The organism is Lachnoclostridium edouardi (assembly GCF_900240245.1).
Taxonomy (GTDB): Bacteria; Bacillota; Clostridia; order Lachnospirales; family Lachnospiraceae; genus Lachnoclostridium_A; species Lachnoclostridium_A edouardi.
Genome location: NZ_OESQ01000001.1, coordinates 206,897 through 226,271, shown reverse-complemented (window position 1 = coordinate 226,271; position 19,375 = coordinate 206,897). Strand labels below are relative to the sequence as shown.

21 protein-coding genes are annotated in these 19,375 nt (G+C 43.2%); 18 read left to right on the top strand and 3 right to left on the bottom strand.

The window, feature by feature from the left end:
* The first annotated feature begins 75 nt into the window (after nt 1-75).
* From rnc to yaaA, 6 genes are read left to right on the top strand one after another with little or no spacing between them, the layout of a single operon-like run.
* The gene (gene rnc / locus C1A07_RS01065; protein WP_101877989.1) at nt 76-768 is read left to right on the top strand and encodes a ribonuclease III; all 693 of its coding nucleotides are present in this window, start codon (nt 76-78) and stop codon (nt 766-768) included.
* A gap of 1 nt (nt 769) precedes the next feature.
* A complete protein-coding gene (smc, locus tag C1A07_RS01060; RefSeq protein ID WP_101875464.1) occupies nt 770-4,330 on the top strand; it encodes a chromosome segregation protein SMC in 3,561 nt (1,186 codons plus the stop codon).
* A 12-nt stretch (nt 4,331-4,342) separates the two neighbouring features.
* Nucleotides 4,343-5,287, top strand: a complete 945-nt coding sequence (ftsY, locus tag C1A07_RS01055; RefSeq protein ID WP_101875463.1) for a signal recognition particle-docking protein FtsY — start codon at nt 4,343-4,345, stop codon at nt 5,285-5,287.
* Nucleotides 5,288-5,291: 4 nt separating this feature from the next.
* Nucleotides 5,292-6,524 carry a threonine ammonia-lyase gene (gene ilvA, locus C1A07_RS01050; RefSeq protein ID WP_101875462.1) on the top strand — a complete coding sequence of 411 codons (1,233 nt, stop codon included), beginning with the start codon at nt 5,292-5,294 and terminating at the stop codon, nt 6,522-6,524.
* Nucleotides 6,525-6,542: 18 nt separating this feature from the next.
* Nucleotides 6,543-7,799 (top strand): chloride channel protein, encoded by a 1,257-nt coding sequence (locus C1A07_RS01045; RefSeq protein WP_101875461.1) that lies wholly within the window; start codon nt 6,543-6,545, stop codon nt 7,797-7,799.
* Between the two features lie 19 nt (nt 7,800-7,818).
* Nucleotides 7,819-8,562 carry a peroxide stress protein YaaA gene (yaaA, locus tag C1A07_RS01040; protein WP_101875460.1) on the top strand — a complete coding sequence of 248 codons (744 nt, stop codon included), beginning with the start codon at nt 7,819-7,821 and terminating at the stop codon, nt 8,560-8,562.
* Here the strand turns inward: yaaA and C1A07_RS01035 are convergent.
* Both C1A07_RS01035 and C1A07_RS01030 read right to left on the bottom strand, forming a co-directional pair.
* Nucleotides 8,554-9,534 carry a P1 family peptidase gene (locus C1A07_RS01035; RefSeq protein WP_101875459.1) on the bottom strand — a complete coding sequence of 327 codons (981 nt, stop codon included), beginning with the start codon at nt 9,532-9,534 and terminating at the stop codon, nt 8,554-8,556. The two genes, yaaA and C1A07_RS01035, sit on opposite strands and share 9 nt — an antisense overlap.
* A 31-nt stretch (nt 9,535-9,565) precedes the next feature.
* Complete coding sequence (locus C1A07_RS01030; RefSeq protein ID WP_330399381.1) at nt 9,566-10,222, bottom strand: ECF transporter S component; 657 nt, start codon at nt 10,220-10,222, stop codon at nt 9,566-9,568.
* Between the two features lie 244 nt (nt 10,223-10,466).
* Here C1A07_RS01030 and ylxM point away from each other — a divergent pair, with 244 nt between their 5' ends.
* From ylxM to pgeF, 12 genes are all read left to right on the top strand, one after another.
* Entirely contained in the window at nt 10,467-10,808 is a 342-nt protein-coding gene (gene ylxM, locus C1A07_RS01025; protein WP_101877987.1) for a YlxM family DNA-binding protein, read from the top strand.
* 11 nt (nt 10,809-10,819) lie between these two features.
* Complete coding sequence (gene ffh, locus C1A07_RS01020) at nt 10,820-12,184, top strand: signal recognition particle protein (protein WP_101875458.1); 1,365 nt, start codon at nt 10,820-10,822, stop codon at nt 12,182-12,184.
* A gap of 69 nt (nt 12,185-12,253) precedes the next feature.
* Nucleotides 12,254-12,496 carry a 30S ribosomal protein S16 gene (rpsP, locus tag C1A07_RS01015; RefSeq protein ID WP_101875457.1) on the top strand — a complete coding sequence of 81 codons (243 nt, stop codon included), beginning with the start codon at nt 12,254-12,256 and terminating at the stop codon, nt 12,494-12,496.
* A 17-nt stretch (nt 12,497-12,513) separates the two neighbouring features.
* Nucleotides 12,514-12,741: a KH domain-containing protein gene (locus C1A07_RS01010; protein WP_101875456.1), complete on the top strand. Its 228-nt coding sequence runs from the start codon at nt 12,514-12,516 to the stop codon at nt 12,739-12,741.
* A gap of 68 nt (nt 12,742-12,809) precedes the next feature.
* Nucleotides 12,810-13,322 carry a ribosome maturation factor RimM gene (gene rimM, locus C1A07_RS01005; protein ID WP_101875455.1) on the top strand — a complete coding sequence of 171 codons (513 nt, stop codon included), beginning with the start codon at nt 12,810-12,812 and terminating at the stop codon, nt 13,320-13,322.
* Between the two features lie 14 nt (nt 13,323-13,336).
* Nucleotides 13,337-14,113 carry a tRNA (guanosine(37)-N1)-methyltransferase TrmD gene (trmD, locus tag C1A07_RS01000; protein WP_101875454.1) on the top strand — a complete coding sequence of 259 codons (777 nt, stop codon included), beginning with the start codon at nt 13,337-13,339 and terminating at the stop codon, nt 14,111-14,113.
* A 60-nt stretch (nt 14,114-14,173) separates the two neighbouring features.
* Nucleotides 14,174-14,521: a 50S ribosomal protein L19 gene (gene rplS / locus C1A07_RS00995; protein ID WP_101875453.1), complete on the top strand. Its 348-nt coding sequence runs from the start codon at nt 14,174-14,176 to the stop codon at nt 14,519-14,521.
* A 62-nt stretch (nt 14,522-14,583) separates the two neighbouring features.
* The gene (gene lepB, locus C1A07_RS00990; RefSeq protein ID WP_101875452.1) at nt 14,584-15,132 is read left to right on the top strand and encodes a signal peptidase I; all 549 of its coding nucleotides are present in this window, start codon (nt 14,584-14,586) and stop codon (nt 15,130-15,132) included.
* A 16-nt stretch (nt 15,133-15,148) separates the two neighbouring features.
* A complete protein-coding gene (gene ylqF / locus C1A07_RS00985; RefSeq protein ID WP_101875451.1) occupies nt 15,149-16,024 on the top strand; it encodes a ribosome biogenesis GTPase YlqF in 876 nt (291 codons plus the stop codon).
* 1 nt (nt 16,025) lies between these two features.
* Complete coding sequence (locus C1A07_RS00980) at nt 16,026-16,679, top strand: ribonuclease HII (protein WP_456298584.1); 654 nt, start codon at nt 16,026-16,028, stop codon at nt 16,677-16,679.
* A 105-nt stretch (nt 16,680-16,784) separates the two neighbouring features.
* On the top strand, nt 16,785-17,147 hold the full coding sequence (locus C1A07_RS00975; protein WP_101875449.1) for a YraN family protein: 363 nt from the start codon (nt 16,785-16,787) through the stop codon (nt 17,145-17,147).
* Nucleotides 17,148-17,170: 23 nt separating this feature from the next.
* Entirely contained in the window at nt 17,171-18,019 is an 849-nt protein-coding gene (gene pgeF / locus C1A07_RS00970) for a peptidoglycan editing factor PgeF (RefSeq protein WP_101875448.1), read from the top strand.
* Nucleotides 18,020-18,131: 112 nt separating this feature from the next.
* Here pgeF and C1A07_RS00965 read toward each other — a convergent pair whose 3' ends face one another.
* Nucleotides 18,132-19,346 carry a ribose-phosphate pyrophosphokinase gene (locus C1A07_RS00965; RefSeq protein ID WP_101875447.1) on the bottom strand — a complete coding sequence of 405 codons (1,215 nt, stop codon included), beginning with the start codon at nt 19,344-19,346 and terminating at the stop codon, nt 18,132-18,134.
* Between the last annotated feature and the right edge of the window lie 29 nt (nt 19,347-19,375).

Here is a 19,375-nt window from a genome sequence, read left to right as displayed (position 1 = left end):
AATGCAGACGCAGTTGGCAGCACCCTCTTTTGCTGTATTAAATATAATGCTTGCAGCGGCAAAAAGGGGACATTTATGATCAGGAAATTAAAAGAATTAGAAGAAAAAATAGGATATCATTTTACAGACCAAAAGCTTTTATCTCACGCCATGACCCACAGCTCCTATGCCAATGAAAAAAGATGGGACAAATGCGAGTGCAACGAAAGGCTGGAGTTTTTAGGAGACGCAGTTTTGGAGCTGGTGTCCAGCGACTTCCTTTTCCACAAGCACCGCAAAATGCCGGAGGGAGAGCTGACGAAAACAAGAGCCAGCATGGTGTGCGAGCCGGCGTTAGCCTACTGCGCTTCTGAAATTCATTTAGGAGAATATTTATTCCTAGGTAAAGGAGAAGAGGCCACCGGAGGCAGAGAAAGAAATTCTGTTGTGTCAGACGCTATGGAGGCGCTGATTGGGGCAATCTATCTGGATGGTGGTTTTGCTAATGCGAAAGAGTTTATTCACAGCTTTATTCTCAATGATATGGAACACAAACAGCTCTTTTACGATAGCAAGACTATCCTGCAGGAAATGGTGCAGAGTATGGGAAGCGATCAGCTTTCTTATGAGCTTCTCAGCGAGGAGGGGCCTGATCACAATAAGGTATTTAAGGTGTGCGCCAAGGTAGGCGAAAGGGAAATAGGATGTGGAAGCGGAAGAACAAAGAAAGCTGCGGAAGCCGCCGCCGCCTATCACGGTATTTTGAAATTAAAGGAAACACAGGTGTAGCATGTATTTAAAAAGTATTGAAATTCACGGCTTTAAATCATTTGCCAACAAAATACTCTTTGAGTTTCACAATGGAATTACAGGAATCGTAGGACCTAACGGCAGCGGAAAAAGCAATGTGGCGGATGCTGTCAGGTGGGTGTTGGGAGAGCAGCGGATTAAGCAGCTGAGAGGGGCTGCCATGCAGGATGTGATTTTTGCGGGAACAGAGTCCAGAAAGCCTCAGGGCTATGCGTCTGTGGCTATTACCTTAGATAACTCTGATCACCAGCTGGCTGTAGAATATGACCAGGTCACTATTACAAGACGCTTATACCGGTCCGGTGAAAGCGAATACAGGATGAACGGAGCAGTCTGCCGTTTAAAAGATATTAACGAACTGTTTTATGATACAGGTATTGGAAAAGAAGGTTATTCTATTATCGGTCAGGGACAGATTGACAAAATTCTAAGCGGAAAGCCGGAAGAGCGGCGGGAGCTGTTTGACGAGGCGGCGGGGATCGTTAAGTTTAAACGGAGAAAAAATATTGCTCAGAAAAAGCTGGAGGACGAAAAACAAAACCTGCTTCGCGTAAAGGATATATTGTCAGAGCTGGAAAAGCAGGTAGGACCTTTGGAGAAGCAGTCCGAGACAGCCAAAGAATACCTTCGCCTGAGAGATCAATTAAAAAAATATGATGCCAATGTGTTTCTTGTGGAAACCGGCCAGCTGAAAAAACAGCTGGAAGAAAATACGGCTAACCAAAAAATTGTGCTTCAGGATTTAGAGGAGACAAAAAAGCAACAAGAAATTCAAAGGGCAGAGTACGAGGAAATAGATTTGGCCGTTGCGGCCCTGGATTCAGAAATTACTGGCAAAAGGGAAAAATTATCTCAGGCCGATGTGTTAAAAGGCAATCTGGAAGGCCAGATTAATGTGCTTTTAGAGCAGATTAATACAGAAAAAATGAATGCAGAACACATTCATTCCAGAATCGCTTCCATTGACGGGGAGATTGAGGAAAAGCAAAAGCAGAGAGAAAGTTACGATAAAGAGAGGGAACAGATTTCTGAGGAGGCAAAGGCTGCCTTAGAAAAGCAGTCCCTGGCAGAAGCTGATTTAGAAGCAGCGCAAAAATTAATTGAAGAATTAGACGGCAGTATAGAGGCTGACAAAAATCAGATAATTTCTCTTCTTAATGAAAAGGCAGGCCTGTCAGGAAAACAGCAGCGCTATATGACTATGTTAGAGCAGGTGCAGGTCCGCCGTTCAGAGGTCTGCCAAAAACTGTTAAAATATAAAAGTGAAGAATCTGTTCAGGACGAGCAGCTGGAGGAACAGAAAAAGATTTTAGAGCAGCTGGAAGCAGAGCTGACAGACCTGGAAAATAAGCAGGCAAAGTCAGAAGCCAGGTTGGAAGAGCTGGAAGCAGAAGGCAAGGCTTTAAACAGACGGTTAAACGACGTGCAGCAGTCCTACCACACAAGCCATACTAAGCTGGAATCTTTAAAAAATCTGGCGGAGCGGTATGAAGGCTACGGCGGCAGCATACGCCGGGTTATGGAGGCCAGGGACAGAATAAAAGGCATCCACGGAGTTGTGGCAGATATTATTACTACTGAAAAGCAATATGAAACTGCAATTGAAACTGCTTTGGGAGGAAGTATTCAAAATATAGTTACAGATTCTGAACAAACTGCCAAGCAGCTGATTGAATATCTGAAGAAAAACAAATACGGAAGAGCCACCTTCCTTCCCCTTACTGCTATGGCAGGAAAAAGGCGGCAGCCTCAGGAAAATGTTTTAAAAGAGCCGGGAATTATTGGATACGCCAATTCGCTGGTACAAGTGGACAGCAAATACAAGGACTTGGCGGACTACCTGTTAGGACGGGTGGTGGTAGCTGAAACTATTGACTGCGCAATTACTTTGGCGAGAAAATTTCAGCATTCTCTCCGCATTGTCACATTGGACGGAGAGCTTTTAAGTCCAGGCGGCTCCATGACAGGAGGAGCTTTTAAAAACTCCAGCAACCTGTTAGGACGGCGCCGGGAAATTGAGGAGCTGGAGGAGGCCTGCAGGAAATCATTAATTCAGGCAGATCAAATACAGAAAGAGCAGCTTTTAAAGGAAGGGCTATTAGAAGAAGAAAAAGACCTTCTGGAACAGATCAGAGGCAAAAAACAAAGCTGCTATTTAAACCAAAATACAGTTCAGATGAATATTAGAAAAATGGAGGAGAAAAAGGCTGAAATCGCTGAAACCTCCTACGACATGGTGAAGGAAAATGAGGAGCTGGAAGGGCAGCTGCGGGACATTGAGGAAAGTCAGCAAAAGTTAAGTAAAGAAGTATTAAAGCTGGAGGAGGACAACCGGAGAATTACAGAAAACATGGGAGGGCTGGAAAAACAGCTTTTAAATGCCAGAGCTGACAGAGAAGAAAAAGCCCGAATCCTTGGAGAAATCCAGATGGACACTGCCAATCTTCATCAAAAGCATCAGTTCGCCCTGGAAAATATCAGGCGAATCAGAGAGGAAATGGTGCGGCTGGACGAGGAAAAAACAGGACTTTCAGCGGACACTGGCTTAAACGCCCAGGCTGTAGAAGCAAAGGAGCAGGAGATTTCCAACATTAAAGCCTTAATTCTTCACACAAAAGAAGAAATGGTTTCCCTTGGCCAGGAAATCCAGGAAAAAACCGCCCTTAGAGAAGAACAGAATCAGAAGCGAAAGGGATTTTTTGAAAAACAGGAAGAATTGTCCCACAGAGTGTCCAGACTGGACAAGGACGTATTTCGTTTAGACAGCCAAAAAGAGCGTTTGGAGGAAAAAACGGAAACTCTGACAAATTATATGTGGGAAGAGTATGAACTGACTTACACCACTGCAAAAGAGCTGGAAGATCAGGAGCTTTCAAATCTTTCTGACATGAAAAAAATGACTGACAGCTTAAAGGGAAGTATACGACGTTTGGGGAATGTAAACGTAAACGCCATTGAGGATTACAAAGAAATTTCAGAGCGGTATCAGTTTATGAAAACTCAGCATGAGGACCTTATTACAGCAGAGGAAACCTTAAAAAAGATTATCAGTGAGCTGGACGAAGGTATGCGCCGTCAGTTTTCAGAGAAGTTCCAGGAAATTAAAGCTGAATTTGACAAGGTATTCCGGGAAATGTTCGGAGGCGGCCACGGAGCATTAGAGCTGATGGAGGAAGCAGACATTTTAGAGGCGGGAATTCAGATTATCGCCCAGCCTCCCGGCAAAAAGCTGCAAAATATGCTGCAGCTGTCAGGCGGAGAAAAGGCGTTGACAGCCATCGCCCTGCTGTTTGCTATTCAGAACCTAAAACCGTCCCCCTTCTGCCTTTTAGATGAAATTGAAGCGGCTTTAGATGATTCTAATGTAGACCGCTTTGCAAAATATCTTCACAAGCTGACAAAAAACACACAGTTCATTGTAATCACACACAGAAGAGGAACTATGGTGGCCTCTGACCGCCTGTATGGAATCACTATGCAGGAAAAGGGCGTGTCCACTTTAGTATCTGTGAATCTGATAGAAGACGACTTAGACAAATAAGGAGACTAACTTATGGAAGAACAAAAAAAGGGGTTTTTCAGCCGTCTGGTACAAGGGCTGACAAAAACCAGAAATAATATTGTATCTGGCATTGATTCTATTTTCAGCGGATTTTCTGCAATTGACGACGATTTCTATGAGGAAATAGAGGAAACCTTAATTATGGGGGATCTGGGAATCCAGACAACCATGTCCATTGTGGAAAATTTAAGGCAGACTGTAAAAGAAAAGCATATTAAAGAACCTGCCCAATGTAAAGAAATCTTAATTGAAAGTATTAAGAATCAAATGAATTTAGGGGAAAATGCCTATGATTTTGAAAACAGAAAATCAGTAGTTTTAGTAATAGGCGTTAACGGCGTAGGAAAAACCACCTCTGTGGGAAAACTGGCCGGTCAATTAAAGGACAGCGGAAAAAAGGTGCTTTTGGCAGCGGCGGACACCTTTCGGGCCGCGGCTATTGAGCAGCTGACAGAGTGGGCTTTAAGAGCAGGAGTTGAAATTATTTCCCAGCAGGAAGGCTCAGATCCTGCTGCAGTAATTTACGATGCAGTGTCGGCAGCAAAGTCCAGAAATACAGATGTGCTGATCTGCGATACTGCAGGCAGACTTCACAATAAAAAGAATCTTATGGAAGAGCTGAAAAAAATAAACAGAATTATTGAGAGAGAATACCCGGATGCGTACAGAGAAACATTAGTCGTGCTGGACGGCACCACAGGTCAGAACGCCTTGGCCCAGGCCAGACAATTTATGGACGTAGCAGATATTACAGGTATTATTCTTACAAAGCTGGACGGCACCGCTAAGGGAGGAATCGCAGTGGCCATTCAGTCTGAACTGGGAATTCCTGTAAAATATGTAGGTATCGGCGAAAAAATTGACGATTTACAGAAATTCAATGCAGATGAATTTGTAAATGCACTGTTTAACATAAAAGAAAGAAAAGAGGATTAGGATTATGGCAGAACCAATGACACTGGAGGCATTTGAGGAGGCCTCAGAAATAGTTAGAAAAGTAACTTCAGAGACAAAGCTGGTGTACAGCGAGTATTTCTCTGAGCAGACGGGAAACAGAGTATATTTTAAGCCTGAAAATATGCAGTACACAGGCGCATATAAGGTTAGAGGCGCTTACTACAAAATCAGCACCCTGACTCCTGAAGAAAGGGAGAGAGGGCTGATCGCCGCCTCAGCGGGAAACCATGCCCAGGGAGTTGCTTACGCGGCAAAGCTGGCAGGAGCTAAGGCTACGATTGTTATGCCTACTACAACGCCTTTAATGAAGGTAAACAGAACAAAAAGCTACGGGGCAGAAGTAATTCTTCACGGCGACGTATTTGACGAAGCATTAAATTACGCAATGGCTCTGGAGGAGGAAAGGGGAGCCACCTTTATCCATCCTTTTGACGATTTAACAGTAGCAACAGGCCAGGGAACCATTTCCATGGAAATTATTAAAGAGCTTCCTACTGTAGACTATATTTTAGTTCCCATTGGCGGAGGCGGACTGTGCTCTGGAGTTTCCACTTTGGCAAAACTGCTGAATCCTAAAATCAAGGTAATCGGCGTGGAGCCTGCAGGAGCCGCATGTATGAAGGAATCTGCAAAACAGGGGCAGGTAGTAGAACTTCCGGAGATTAACACAATTGCAGACGGCACTGCCGTAAAACGTCCCGGCGAACATTTATTCCCCTATATTCAGGAAAATGTAGATGATTTTATTACCATTGAAGATACAGAGCTGATTGTAGCGTTTTTAGATATGGTGGAAAACCACAAGATGATTGTAGAAAATGCAGGTCTTCTTACAGTAGCTGCGTTAAAGCATTTAAATGTTCAGAAAAAGAAAATTGTATCTATTTTAAGCGGCGGAAATATGGACGTAATTACTATGGCCTCTATTGTACAGCACGGATTGATTCAAAGAGACCGTGTATTTACTGTTTCTGTGCTGCTTCCTGACAAGCCAGGCGAATTAGCTAAGGTTTCTACTTTACTGGCAGAGGAGCAGGCCAATGTTATTAAGCTGGAGCACAACCAGTTTATCAGCATCAACAGAAATGCTGCAGTGGAGCTTAGAATTACTATTGAGGCCTACGGCACGGACCACAAAAATAAGATTGTAGGAGCTTTAAACGCCGCAGGATACCGTCCTAAACTGGTAAAATCTAAAGGCACCTACAGCGACTAATAAGGGGAAAAAGAAAAAATGTACCGTATGGATTCAAAACCTCCATGGGGAGACAACCTGTATTACTTTTTTAAATGGAGCTGTATTTCATGTTTCATTGGTATGCTGGTAGGGGCCGTAGGCATGGTGTTTGGTCACGGGGTGATCTGGGCCACAGATTTTTGGATGAACCACTCCTGGACCTTATACCTGGCCCCTGTGTCAGGGGTTTTCATTGTCTGGCTGTACCAGGTGTTCCACGAAGAAAAAAACGGCGGCACCAATATGGTGCTGGAGTCGATTTCCTCTAACAGGGAGGTAACTCCTGCTACAGGACCTTTAATTTTCATCAGCACTTTGCTGACCCACCTTGTAGCAGGGTCGGCAGGCCGGGAGGGAGCGGCTCTTCAGCTGGGAGGCTGTCTGGGAAACCAAATCGGACGGCTTATGGATTTAGATGAAAAGGATAAGAAAATAGCCGTAATGTGCGGGATGAGCGCATGTTTCGCCGCGTTATTCGGAACTCCCATGGCTGCAGGAGTATTTGCTCTGGAGGTAATCAGCATAGGCATTTTGTATTACGCAGCCTTAGTTCCCTGTTTATTTGCAGCCTTTATTGGGGCCGGAATTTCCAAACTGTGCAATTTAAAGCCAGAGCGGTTTCTCTTAGAATCTGTACCGGCATTTACGCCTAAAATGGCAGTGCTTACTGTGATTTTAGGAATTTTGTGCGCTGTAGTCAGTATTGTATTTTGCGTTGTTCTCCATCAGTCCGGGAGAATATACAAAAAATATTTTCCCAATCCTTACATAAGAATCGCTGCAGCCGGCGGATTTCTCATTCTTTTAACCTTAATGGCCGGGAGCAGAGATTACAATGGAAGCGGTATTTTGCTGGTAGAAAGGTGTATGGAGGGAGAGTGGGTCAGTCCAGGCGCCTTTTTATTAAAAATGATTTTTACAGGAATTGTCCTGGGGGCCGGATTTAAAGGCGGGGAGATTGTGCCTACCTTGTGCGTGGGAGCCACCTTCGGCGCCGCCATGGGACAGATTTTCGGCATAGACCCTGCTCTCTGTGCTGCCTGCAGTATGGCCGCTTTATTTGTGGGAGTTACAAATTGTCCCATTGCCACAGTTTTGCTGGCCTTTGAAATGTTTGGCTATGAAGCCATGCCATATTTTGCTGTTATTGTGGCGGTCAGCTTTACCTTGTCCGGCTATTACGGACTTTACAGCAGCCAGAAATTTATATATTCTAAAATCAGAACAGAATATATAAACATTAAATCTCATTGATTTTATTTAGGAGAATACTATGAAGATTATTATTTCTCCGGCTAAAAAAATGCAGGTAAATTCCGATATCCTGGATGGAACCGGAACACCTGCTTTTTTAGAACGGACAGAAGAGTTAAAAGAATGCCTGGCCTCCTTGAATAAAGACCAGCTAAAAGATTTATTTCAGGCCAATGATAAAATTACTGAATTAAATTACTACCGTTATCAGAATATGAAGCTTACTGAAAATTTAACGCCTGCAGTGCTGGCATATGTAGGGATTCAGTATCAGTCTATGGCCCCTAATATTTTTACTACTGACCAGTGGGAGTATGTGAAGCAGCACCTTTACATTATCAGCGGTTTTTATGGTCTTTTGAAGGCTGACGACGGGGTAGTGCCCTACAGATTGGAGATGCAGGCCAAGCTGAAAACTAAAAATGCAAAGGATTTGTATGAATACTGGGGAGACAGTATTTACAGAGAACTAATAGGGGATAAAAAGGAGGTTATAGTTAATCTGGCCTCCAAAGAGTACAGCAAAGCCGTACAGCCCTTTGCAGATCAGGATACTCCGATTCTCACCTGCGTTTTTGGAACCCTGCAGGGGGGCAAAGTGAAGGTAAAAGCCACAGAAGCCAAAATGGCCAGAGGCTTTATGGTCAGCTTTATGGCCCGGGAAAACGCCGGGAACCCGGAAGATCTGAAAAAATTTTCAGAAGGCGGCTACTGTTTCTCAGAAGAGCGCTCTGATATGTGGAATTACGTATTTTTAAAGTAAATCTTTCGCCCCTAAATATCCGTGTGCAGACTGGGCTGCTAAAACTCCCCGGTTTACTGCCATACCCATTACATAGGCAGCTAAAGTTCCGACTACATTTAAATCAGCTTTTTCTTTTCCAAGAGAAAGGGCGTAAATAGTATCTCCGTCTGCAGTAGTGTGTACTGGACGGATAGATCTGGCATAGCCGTTATGAGCCATAGCGGCTATTTTATTTGCCTGTGCCTTTGTGAAAGCTCCGTTTGTAAGAATCACTCCAATAGTAGTATTTCCTGTAAATAAATCGGGAATGGCCGCCGCGTCCTTTACCATTTCTTCCTCTGTACATCTGAACCCGTTTTTCTCTTTGTTCAGAAGGCCGGCTATCTGCCGGCCTGTTTCTATATTATAAATGTCCCCCATAGCGTTTACAGCCACGATAGCGCCTACTTTTACATTTCCCGCCTGAAGGGCAAAGGTTCCCAGACCGCCTTTCATTGCATATTCCGGTCCTTTATATTTTCCCACAGTACAGCCCATGCCCACTCCCACATTACCTTGGAGGAGAGCGGAGTCCTTACAGCTGTCTGCATCTAAACATGCCTTATAGGCCATTTCACTGTCCGGCCTTACATCCTTCCTTCCGATTACCAGGTCAAACACACAGGACTGGCACACCAAAGGAACCTTTGTCACCCCCACGTCAAAACCAATATCCCGCTCCTCTAAATATTTCATTACGCCTCCTGCAGCATCTAAGCCAAAGGCAGAGCCTCCGGAAAGCAGAATGGCGTGAAGCCCTAAAGAGGCTGCCAATGGGTCCAGCAAAGGAGTTTCCCTGGAGGCAGGTCCTCCTCCCCTGACAGCTGCGCCGGCAGGAGAGCAGTGGTCGCAGAGAATTACTGAGCAGCCTGTAGCCGCTTCCTGATCCCAGGCATGACCTAAACGAAATCCTTCTATCTCAGTAATAGGTATTTCTTTTGTTCCATTCATTTTCATTTTCCTCTTTTATATATGTTGCAGTTTATGCGTAGGTAACTTTTATTCCTGATTTCTTAAAAACTGCCAGCAAGGCCTTTCCCGCCGCCTGGGTAATAATGGCTGCAATCAAAGCTTCGGGAATTCCGTTCATTCCGATGACTCCTAAAATAACGCCTAAAAGCATGGAAGCTTCCACGCCTCCTGCAGCAGCGTACTGATCGCCAAAAAACAAAAAGATTAAAGTCATAACTCCCACAGTATTTACCATGGAGCCTGCAAAGCCGCTGATTATTAAAGCCAGGGATTCATTTTTAAAGCGCTTTTTTAAGCAGGCAAATATCCAGCCGGCTGCAACGCCGATTAAAATTCTGGGCAGAATGGCCACAATGAAGCTGGAAAAGCTGCCGTGAAACTGAGGGTTCAGGCTGTAAAAAGGGGTAAATACAAAAGAGGTAATATTAGGCTGTATCGTCGCCTTTATTACACTTGTAACTCCAAAAATACCTCCTAAAATACCTCCTGCCTTAGGTCCCAAAATACAAGCTCCCACAATGACGGGAATATGCATAGTAGTGGCGTTCATAAAGGGAAGAGGAATATATCCCAAAGGCGTAAATGCCATCACCAGCATAATAGACGTTAACAACGCCAGCTGAGCCATAAGGCGCACATCAAGTTCCTTGCTTTTCTTCTTATTCAATTTTCATACCTCCTGCTGACATCCCCTGCGGGTATGTCGCTGTTTGTGCAATCCTTTTCGCCAAATGAAAGACATGCGCCGTACTGCCTGCCTGAATCGGTTGCAATCAGCGTCTTACAGCTTTTCTCTCAGATACTCAGGGTGAATGTTTTACCAGCCTATTATAAAACTTGAAAAAAACATTGTCAAGAAAAAATACTTGACAGCAGGAAGGCTTTGTTGTATACTGGCACAGGTGACAGGAATGGAAAAAATAGTCAGACAAGGTCAGCTTTATGATTTTTATGGAGAACTGCTGACTGAGCATCAGAAAAAAATATATGAAGACGTGGTGTTTAACGACCTGTCCCTCAGCGAAATAGCGGCGGAGCAGGGAATCAGCCGTCAAGGCGTGCATGATTTAGTAAAGCGCTGCGATAAGCTTCTGGAAGGCTATGAGGAAAAGCTTCATCTGGTTGAAAAGTTTCAGCAGACTAAGGCCATGGTGGAGGAGATCAGAAAGCTGACTCAGGAGTATCAAAGAACAGAAGACAGAGAATTGCTAAAGCATATAGACAGTTTGACAGGCCACATTATTGAATTATAGGAGGTCCTTTGATGGCTTTTGAAAGCTTATCCGATAAGCTGCAGAACATATTTAAAAACCTTAGAGGAAAGGGCAGGCTTTCTGAGGCGGACGTAAAAGTCGCCATGAAAGAAGTAAAGATGGCTCTTTTAGAGGCGGACGTCAGCTTTAAGGTTGTAAAAAAGTTCATTAACTCCGTACAGGAGCGGGCTGTAGGCCAGGATGTGTTAAATAGCCTGACCCCAGGCCAGATGGTTATAAAAATTGTAAATGAAGAGCTGATCTCCCTTATGGGATCAGACACCACAGAGATTGGGCTGAAGCCTTCTAATGAAATTACTGTTATTATGATGGCCGGTCTTCAGGGCGCCGGTAAAACTACTACCACAGCCAAGATTGCCGGAAAGCTGAAGGCAAAAGGCAGAAAGCCTCTTTTGGCCGCCTGCGACGTATATCGTCCGGCAGCTGTGAAGCAGCTTCAGATCAACGGTGAAAAGCAGGAAGTTCCCGTGTTTTCCATGGGAGAAAATCACAGTCCTGTAAACATTGCCAAGGCTGCTGTGGAACATGCCAAAAAGGAAGGCTATAATGTTTTAATCCTGGATACAGCCGGACGTCTTCACGTAGATGAAGAGATGATGGACGAACTGGTTGCCATTAAGGACGCTGTGGAGGTTCACCAGACAATTCTGGTGGTGGACGCCATGACAGGACAGGACGCAGTAAATGTAGCCAGCATGTTTAATGAAAAAATTGGTATTGACGGCGTAATCCTTACAAAGCTGGATGGAGATACAAGAGGCGGAGCCGCCCTTTCTATCCGGGATGTAACAGGAAAGCCTATACTGTATATTGGAATGGGAGAAAAACTGTCAGATTTAGAGCAGTTTTATCCTGACCGTATGGCTTCACGTATTTTGGGAATGGGCGATATTTTATCTCTCATTGAAAAGGCCGAGCTGGAAGTAGATGAGGAAAAGGCGAAGGAGTTAAGCCAAAAACTGAAAAAAGCTGAGTTTGATTTTAACGACTTCTTAGATCAGATGCGCCAGGTGAAAAAAATGGGCGGCATGAGCAGTATTCTGGGCATGATGCCTGGTATGGGCCAGCTAAAAGACGTGGATATTGACGAGAAAGCTATGGACAGGGTGGAGGCAATTATTCTTTCCATGACTTTAAAAGAAAGGGCCAATCCCTCTATTCTGAATTTATCCAGAAAGCAGAGAATTGCCAAAGGAGCAGGAGTAGAGATCAGCGAAGTAAACCGTATTGTGAAACAGTTTGATCAGATGAAAAAGATGATGAAACAGCTGCCTGGTATGATGGGCAGAAAGAAAAAAGGCGGTTTTGGAGGTCTTGGCGGCCTTATGGGCGGCAAGTTCAAAATACCCTTTTAAATCAGCAAACAACTCAGGATACCTGTGTTTGTTATAAATAGTCAGCATATTTATAAGGAGGTGAATTACATGGCAGTAAAAATGAGATTAAGAAGAATGGGACAGAAAAAGGCTCCTTTCTATAGAATCGTAGTAGCAGATTCCAGAAGCCCAAGAGATGGCAGATTCATCGAGGAAGTTGGATATTATGACCCAACTGTAGACCCAAGCGTAATCAAGTTTGACGAAGAGGCAGCTAAAAAATGGTTAGCAACAGGTGCTCAGCCAACTGAAACAGTAGGAAAGCTTTTGAAGATCGCCGGCATCCAGTAAGCGAGAGGTGAGTTGGGATGAAAGAATTAGTTGAAGTTATCGCCAAAGCATTAGTTGACAATCCTGATGAAGTTGTCGTTACAGAGACAGAAAAGGAGGATGCAACCGTTATTGAATTAAAGGTTGCTCCGTCTGATATGGGTAAAGTAATCGGAAAACAGGGCAGAATTGCAAAAGCAATCCGCTCTGTTGTAAAAGCAGCTGCTTCAAAGGAAGAAAAGAAGGTCATTGTAGACATTCAGTAAAACTAAAGGGAGTATTGCATTTTTTGCAACGCTCCCTTTCTGATTGTTTTAGAAGAAAGGCATAAGATATGGAAAATTTACTGAGAGTTGGAGTAATTACATCTCCGCACGGGGTAAAAGGAGAAGTAAAGGTGTTTCCCACCACAGACGACCCCAACCGTTTTAAAAAGCTGAAAACAGTGCTTCTGGATACAGGAAAAGAATTAAAGGAAATGGAAATTTCTCAGGTTAAGTTCTTTAAAAATATGGTGATCCTGAAATTCAAAGGCTTTGACAATATGAATGATGTAGAAATTTACAGGCAGAAGGATCTTTTAATTACAAGAGATCAGGCAGTGCCTTTAGAAAAGGATGAAAACTTTGTTGCAGATCTGATAGGCCTGACAGCGATCACTGAAGACGGTCAAGTTTTAGGAAAGCTGAAGGATGTGCTGTTTACAGGGGCCAACGACGTATATGTAGTGGAAATGGAAAACGGAAAAGAGGTTTTAATTCCGGCCATTAAGCAGTGCATCCTTCAGGTGGATTTGGAGGCAGGTCAAATGCATGTTCATCTTTTAGAAGGTCTTTTAGATTTGTAAAGCCAGGAGGAATTATGAATTATCATATTATGACGTTGTTTCCTGAAATGGTTTTAGACGGTTTAAACACCAGTATTATAGGCAGGGCGGTAAATAAAGGCCTGATTTCTGTGGAAGCAGTTAATATAAGGGATTACACAAAAGAAAAGCACGGCCATGTAGACGACGCCCCTTATGGAGGCGGAGCCGGCATGGTGATGCAGGCGGAGCCGGTATACTGCTGTTATGAGGCAATCTGTGAAAAGCTGGGAAAAAAGCCCAGGGTGCTGTTTATGACTCCCCAGGGAAAGGTTTTTAATCAGAAAATTGCAGAAGAGCTGGCAAAGGAGGAGGACCTTGTATTTCTCTGCGGCCATTACGAAGGAATAGATGAAAGAGTTTTAGAGGAAATTGTGACAGACGAATTGTCTGTGGGAGATTACGTGCTGACAGGGGGAGAACTGCCTGCCATGGTAATGATCGACTGCATTTCCAGGCTGGTTCCCGGCGTGCTGAATAATAATGTATCAGCTGAGGAGGAATCATTTCACGATAATTTATTAGAATACCCTCAGTATACCAGACCGGAAGAGTGGCGGGGAAAAAAAGTGCCTGAAATACTTTTATCCGGCCATCATCAGAATATTTACCAGTGGCGCAGGCAGGAATCCATTAAACGGACCTTAAAAAAGCGGCCCGACCTGCTTTGTCAGGCAAATTTAGATAAAAAAGAAAAAGTTTTTTTAACACAGCTGGAAAAGGACTTGCATTCCCATATAAATTGTGATAAACTGACCAGGTGTGAAAAATAAGAGATGGTCCTCTGTTGCCAAAAAGGCATTAAGAACATTGAATAATTCCAGGAGGTTCTTATGAACGATATTATTAAAAACATTGAAGCTGCACAGTTAAAGGCAAGCGTACCAGAGTTCCACGTTGGTGATACTGTAAAGGTATACAACAAGATCAAAGAGGGAACACGTGAAAGAATTCAGATTTTCGAGGGAACTGTTATTAAAAGACAGAACGGCGGAGCCAGAGAGACTTTCACAGTAAGAAAAAATTCCAATGGTATTGGCGTTGAGAAAACATGGCCATTACATTCTCCTTCCGTTGACAACATTGAAGTTGTAAGAAGAGGTAAAGTAAGAAGAGCAAAACTGTACTACTTACGCGACAGAGTTGGTAAAGCAGCTAAGGTAAAAGAGTTAGTAAAATAATAACTAAAAGGGGACAATGCAAATTGTCCCTTTTTTGCCCTTTAGAAAGCTGAGGTGAAAGTTTGGATTTTTATCAGTATGAGGAAACCAATCTGCTGCGAAGGGCTGTCAACTGGATTGTAGATATCATTTTAGTTATTGCCTTTGCCTGGTTTACTGTATACACCTTTGGCACTGAAATTAAAATTGCAGGCCATTCCATGTCTCCTGTTTTAGAAAGCAATGATGTAGTCCTTATGAACCGTTTAGCCTATGATTTTGGCAGTCCTGACAGATTTGACATTGTGGTTTTTCAGAGAGAGGACAGCAGGGAAAACGTAAAGCGGGTGATCGGCCTTCCAGGAGAAACAGTGCAGATTATAGAAGGTATTATTTATATTGACGGAAAGCCCTTAGAGGCAGAAAACGGACTGGAAAGTGTATCTTTAGCAGGTCTGGCAGAAAATCCTGTAAAGCTGTTGGAGGATGAATATTTTTTGCTGGGAGATAATAGAGACAGCAGCGAGGACAGCAGGTTTATTAACATTGGAAATGTAAAAAAAGAGCAGATATTAGGAAAAGTGTGGATCAGAATACTTCCGGTTACAGATTTCAGCTTAATCGGTTCATAATAAATTAGGAGATCTTATGAATATACAATGGTATCCAGGCCATATGACAAAAGCAAAACGGGCCATGGAAGAAAGCATCAAATTAATTGATCTGATTGTAGAGCTGGTGGACGCCAGAGCGCCTCTTAGCAGCCGCAATCCAGATATTGATTATTTGGCCAGGGGAAAAGGCCGAATCATTCTTTTAAATAAATCAGATATGGCGGACCAGTCCTGCAATGATATGTGGACAGATTATTTTAAGTCCAAAGGCTTTTATGTGGTAAAAATAAATTCCAGGTCAGGAGCAGGCTTAAAACAGATTAACGGGATTGTTCAGGAGGCATGTCAGGAAAAAATTCAAAGGGACAGAAGAAGAGGCATTTTAAACCGCCCTGTAAGGGCTATGGTAGTGGGCATCCCCAATGTAGGAAAATCTACCTTCATTAACTCCTTTGCAGGAAAGGCCTGCGCCAAAACAGGGAATAAGCCTGGGGTTACAAAGGGCAACCAGTGGATACGCCTGAATAAAACCCTGGAGCTTTTAGATACGCCTGGAATTTTGTGGCCTAAATTTGAGGATCAGCAGGTAGGCTTAAAGCTGGCTTTTATTGGCTCTATTAATGATGAAATTTTAAATAAAGAGGAACTGGCTTTAGAGTTAATCAGCTTTTTATATGACAGATACTTAAACAGATTAAAGGAGAGGTATCAAATAGATGAAACGCCTGATTTTTCTGACAGGACTGCAGGCTCTTTTTATGTGCTTTCCCACATTGCAAAGGTAAGAGGCTGCCTTTTAAAGGGAAATGAGCTGGATACAGGAAAAGCTGCTTTGCTTTTGCTGGATGATTTCAGAAGCGGCAAATTAGGGCGTATTACTTTGGAGGTACCGGAAAAAACCGGAGAATAATATTATGGCAAGAAAATTAACAGAAGAAAAGCTGCAGGCAGAGCTTTCCCGCCTGGAACAAATGAAAGAGTATGAATATACTTATGCAGCATGTCCCTTTATTTGCGGCATAGATGAAGCAGGCAGAGGGCCTTTAGCAGGTCCTGTTGTGGCTGGGGCAGTGATTTTGCCTAAGGATTGTACCATCCTTTTTCTCAATGATTCTAAAAAACTTTCCCCCAAAAAGAGAGAAGAGCTTTATGAAGAAATTATGGGAAAGGCTGTCGCCACAGGCGTAGGCATTGTAGGGCCTGACCTGATTGATGAAATTAATATTTTACAGGCCACCTACCAGGCCATGAGACAGGCGGTCTCCAGTTTATCTGTAGCTCCAGATCTGCTTTTAAACGACGCTGTCACTATTCCTGACTTGTCTGTTATGCAGGTACCTATTATTAAAGGGGATGGGAAAAGCGTGTCCATTGCTGCGGCCAGTATTATTGCCAAAGTAACTAGAGACAGAATGATGGAAGAATACGATAAATTATTTCCTCAGTACGGCTTTGGCAAGCATAAAGGCTACGGCACTGCGGCTCATACAGCGGCCATCAGAGAATTTGGCCCCAGTCCTATTCACAGAAGAACATTTCTAAAAAATATTTTAAAAGAAAGCTGAAGCTTAATATAGAAGTGCACAGGCTGCGCTGTAGAAATTGCGGAAATCCCCCAGGATTATCTGTTGTTTTCTGCAGCGTTTTATAGAATACAGGAAAGGGTGTTTATGACAAGGGAATCAGGGCAAAAAGCAGTGACAACCAGACAAAAAGGCGTAATTTACGAGGCAAAGGCCGCCGAATTTCTGGAAAGCCAAGGATGTGTAATAAGAGAAAGAAATTTTCGCTGCCCTTTAGGCGAAATCGACTTAATTATAGAAGAAGGCAGTGAAATCGTTTTTGTTGAAGTAAAGTATAGAAAAAATCTGGAAAAAGGATGGCCTGAGGAAGCTGTAGGACCAAAAAAACAAGCCAGAATCAGAAATGCCGCCGCCTGGTATTTAAGAGGATGCCCTGTAAATACCCTTTGCAGATTTGATGTGATTTCTATTTTAAATACTCAGATTAAATGGATAAAAAATGCATTTTAATTTGGAATGGAGGAATAACAAGTATGGAGTTAGCCTGGAAGAAAAAAGACGAGAGAAATGTATTAGAAACAAAATATAAAAATCATGTAGCTTATTTAAGCTTTCCGGCTTTAGAGGAAACAGGCCTTGTAAAGCATGGCTTCTCTACACGTTTAGGAGGCGTCAGTGAAGGGGTGTGGAGCTCTATGAATTTGTCCTTTACAAGAGGCGACAACCCTGACCATGTACAAGAAAATTACAGCCGCATAGCCGCGGCCTTAGACGTAAAAAAGGAAAATATGGTGCTTACCTATCAAACCCACACTACTAATATTCGCCTTGTAACAGAAGCAGATGCAGGAAAGGGCGTGATCAGGGAGAGAGATTATAAAGATGTGGACGGTTTAATTACAAATATTCCCGGACTTGTGCTTGTAACTTTTTTTGCAGACTGCGTCCCTCTTTACTTTTTAGACCCAGTAAAAAAGGCTATTGGTCTTTCCCACTCCGGCTGGAGAGGAACAGTCCACGGTATAGGTAAAAAAACAGCAGAGGAGATGAACCTGGCATTTGGCACCAGGCCTGAAGACTTAATTGCCTGTATCGGCCCCAGCATATGCCAGGATTGTTTTGAAGTGGGAGAGGAGGTTGCAGAAGAATTTCAAGCTGCTTTTCACCCCAAATGGCATAAACAGCTGCTGCGGCCAAATGGAAAGCCTGGAAAATATCAGCTGGACTTGTGGAGGGCCAATGAAATCATTTTGCAGGAGGCTGGCATCAAACAAATATACACAACTAACATCTGCACCTACTGCAACCCGGATTTATTATACTCCCACAGAAGAACAGGAGACAAGCGGGGAAACCTGTGCGCCTTTCTTTCTTTGAAATAATGAAAAATATATAAGGAAGCCCTCTGCTTATCATGTGTAAGAGAAAATTAGGGAACACAGATATCAGAGGGCAAACTTATTCATATACCCATATTCTTTTATTAATTAAGAATTATCCGATTGTCTGGAAATACTCATAGCCGTCTTTTGTGGCCTGATACTTTTTTACCAGATTCTGAAGCTTTGTGGTGGGAGATAAGGCCTGGTTAATGGAAGCGTCATGGTTAAAGGAATTAATAATTGCAGCCAGATATTTGCTCATATCAGCCTCCAGATACCAAGGGCGCTGAAAAAGATTAGCCGGACGATAGTTTAAGTTAGTAGTAATTACATAGTCTAAATATCCCTTTGCATAATAATCGTCAAACTTTTCCAAACCATTGGTAAACAGTCCAAAGGTGCAGCAGAGAATCACCTTTCCCGCCTTCCTTTCCTTTAACGCTCTTGCAGTATCTAAAATACTTTCCCCGGAAGAAATCATATCGTCTACAATGAGAACTGTTTTTCCCTCTACAGAAGTGCCCAGGAATTCATGGGCCACAATAGGGTTGCGCCCGTCAACCACCTGAGAGTAATCTCTCCTCTTATAGAACATTCCCATATCCACGCTTAAATTGTTGGCCAGGTATACAGCTCTGTGCATAGCTCCCTCGTCAGGACTGATTACCATAAAGGAATCCTTGTCTATTTTTAAGGAAGTGTCATGTTTAAATAAGGCCTTAATAAACTGGTATGTGGACAGAAAATTGTCAAAGCCGCAAAGAGGAATTGCATTTTGAACCCGGGGATCATGGGCGTCAAAGGTAATAATATTGCTGACTCCCATTGCGCAAAGCTCCTGGAGAGCCAGGGCGCAGTCTAAGGACTCCCTTTTGCTTCTTTTATGCTGCCTTCCCTCGTAAAGAAAAGGCATAATAATATTAACTCTGTGGGCAGTTGTGGCAGAGGCGGCAATAATTCTCTTTAAATCTTGAAAATGATCGTCCGGGGACATGTGATTTACCATACCGCTGAGAGAATAAGTCAGACTGTAATTAGTAATATCTACCATGGCGAACACATCAGCGCCTCGGACCGACTCATTAATCACTCCCTTTGCCTCCCCAGAACCAAATCTCGGGCACTTTAAATGGAGCAAATAAGAATCTACATCATATCCTCTGTAGTGAAGATCAGCCTTTCGTCTTAAAAGCTCTTCCGTATCATTTTTGCGGAAATTTACAATATGGCTGTTTACCTTTTCAGCCAGGTCGCGGCAGCTTTCCAAAGCAGCAATCTTTAAAGGAGCCACTGGAAGACAGTCGTTAAAAACATAATCATTTGCCATGATAATTTCCTCCGCCTTTTATATTTAGA

Coding starts and splice junctions, on each gene's coding strand:
- rnc (WP_101877989.1), top strand. CDS start 76: ATGATCAGGAAATTAAAAGAATTAGAAGAAAAAATAGGATATCATTTT.
- smc (WP_101875464.1), top strand. CDS start 770: ATGTATTTAAAAAGTATTGAAATTCACGGCTTTAAATCATTTGCCAAC.
- ftsY (WP_101875463.1), top strand. CDS start 4,343: ATGGAAGAACAAAAAAAGGGGTTTTTCAGCCGTCTGGTACAAGGGCTG.
- ilvA (WP_101875462.1), top strand. CDS start 5,292: ATGGCAGAACCAATGACACTGGAGGCATTTGAGGAGGCCTCAGAAATA.
- C1A07_RS01045 (WP_101875461.1), top strand. CDS start 6,543: ATGTACCGTATGGATTCAAAACCTCCATGGGGAGACAACCTGTATTAC.
- yaaA (WP_101875460.1), top strand. CDS start 7,819: ATGAAGATTATTATTTCTCCGGCTAAAAAAATGCAGGTAAATTCCGAT.
- C1A07_RS01035 (WP_101875459.1), bottom strand. CDS start 9,534: ATGAATGGAACAAAAGAAATACCTATTACTGAGATAGAAGGATTTCGT.
- ylxM (WP_101877987.1), top strand. CDS start 10,467: ATGGAAAAAATAGTCAGACAAGGTCAGCTTTATGATTTTTATGGAGAA.
- ffh (WP_101875458.1), top strand. CDS start 10,820: ATGGCTTTTGAAAGCTTATCCGATAAGCTGCAGAACATATTTAAAAAC.
- rpsP (WP_101875457.1), top strand. CDS start 12,254: ATGGCAGTAAAAATGAGATTAAGAAGAATGGGACAGAAAAAGGCTCCT.
- C1A07_RS01010 (WP_101875456.1), top strand. CDS start 12,514: ATGAAAGAATTAGTTGAAGTTATCGCCAAAGCATTAGTTGACAATCCT.
- rimM (WP_101875455.1), top strand. CDS start 12,810: ATGGAAAATTTACTGAGAGTTGGAGTAATTACATCTCCGCACGGGGTA.
- trmD (WP_101875454.1), top strand. CDS start 13,337: ATGAATTATCATATTATGACGTTGTTTCCTGAAATGGTTTTAGACGGT.
- rplS (WP_101875453.1), top strand. CDS start 14,174: ATGAACGATATTATTAAAAACATTGAAGCTGCACAGTTAAAGGCAAGC.
- ylqF (WP_101875451.1), top strand. CDS start 15,149: ATGAATATACAATGGTATCCAGGCCATATGACAAAAGCAAAACGGGCC.
- C1A07_RS00975 (WP_101875449.1), top strand. CDS start 16,785: ATGACAAGGGAATCAGGGCAAAAAGCAGTGACAACCAGACAAAAAGGC.
- pgeF (WP_101875448.1), top strand. CDS start 17,171: ATGGAGTTAGCCTGGAAGAAAAAAGACGAGAGAAATGTATTAGAAACA.
- C1A07_RS00965 (WP_101875447.1), bottom strand. CDS start 19,346: ATGGCAAATGATTATGTTTTTAACGACTGTCTTCCAGTGGCTCCTTTA.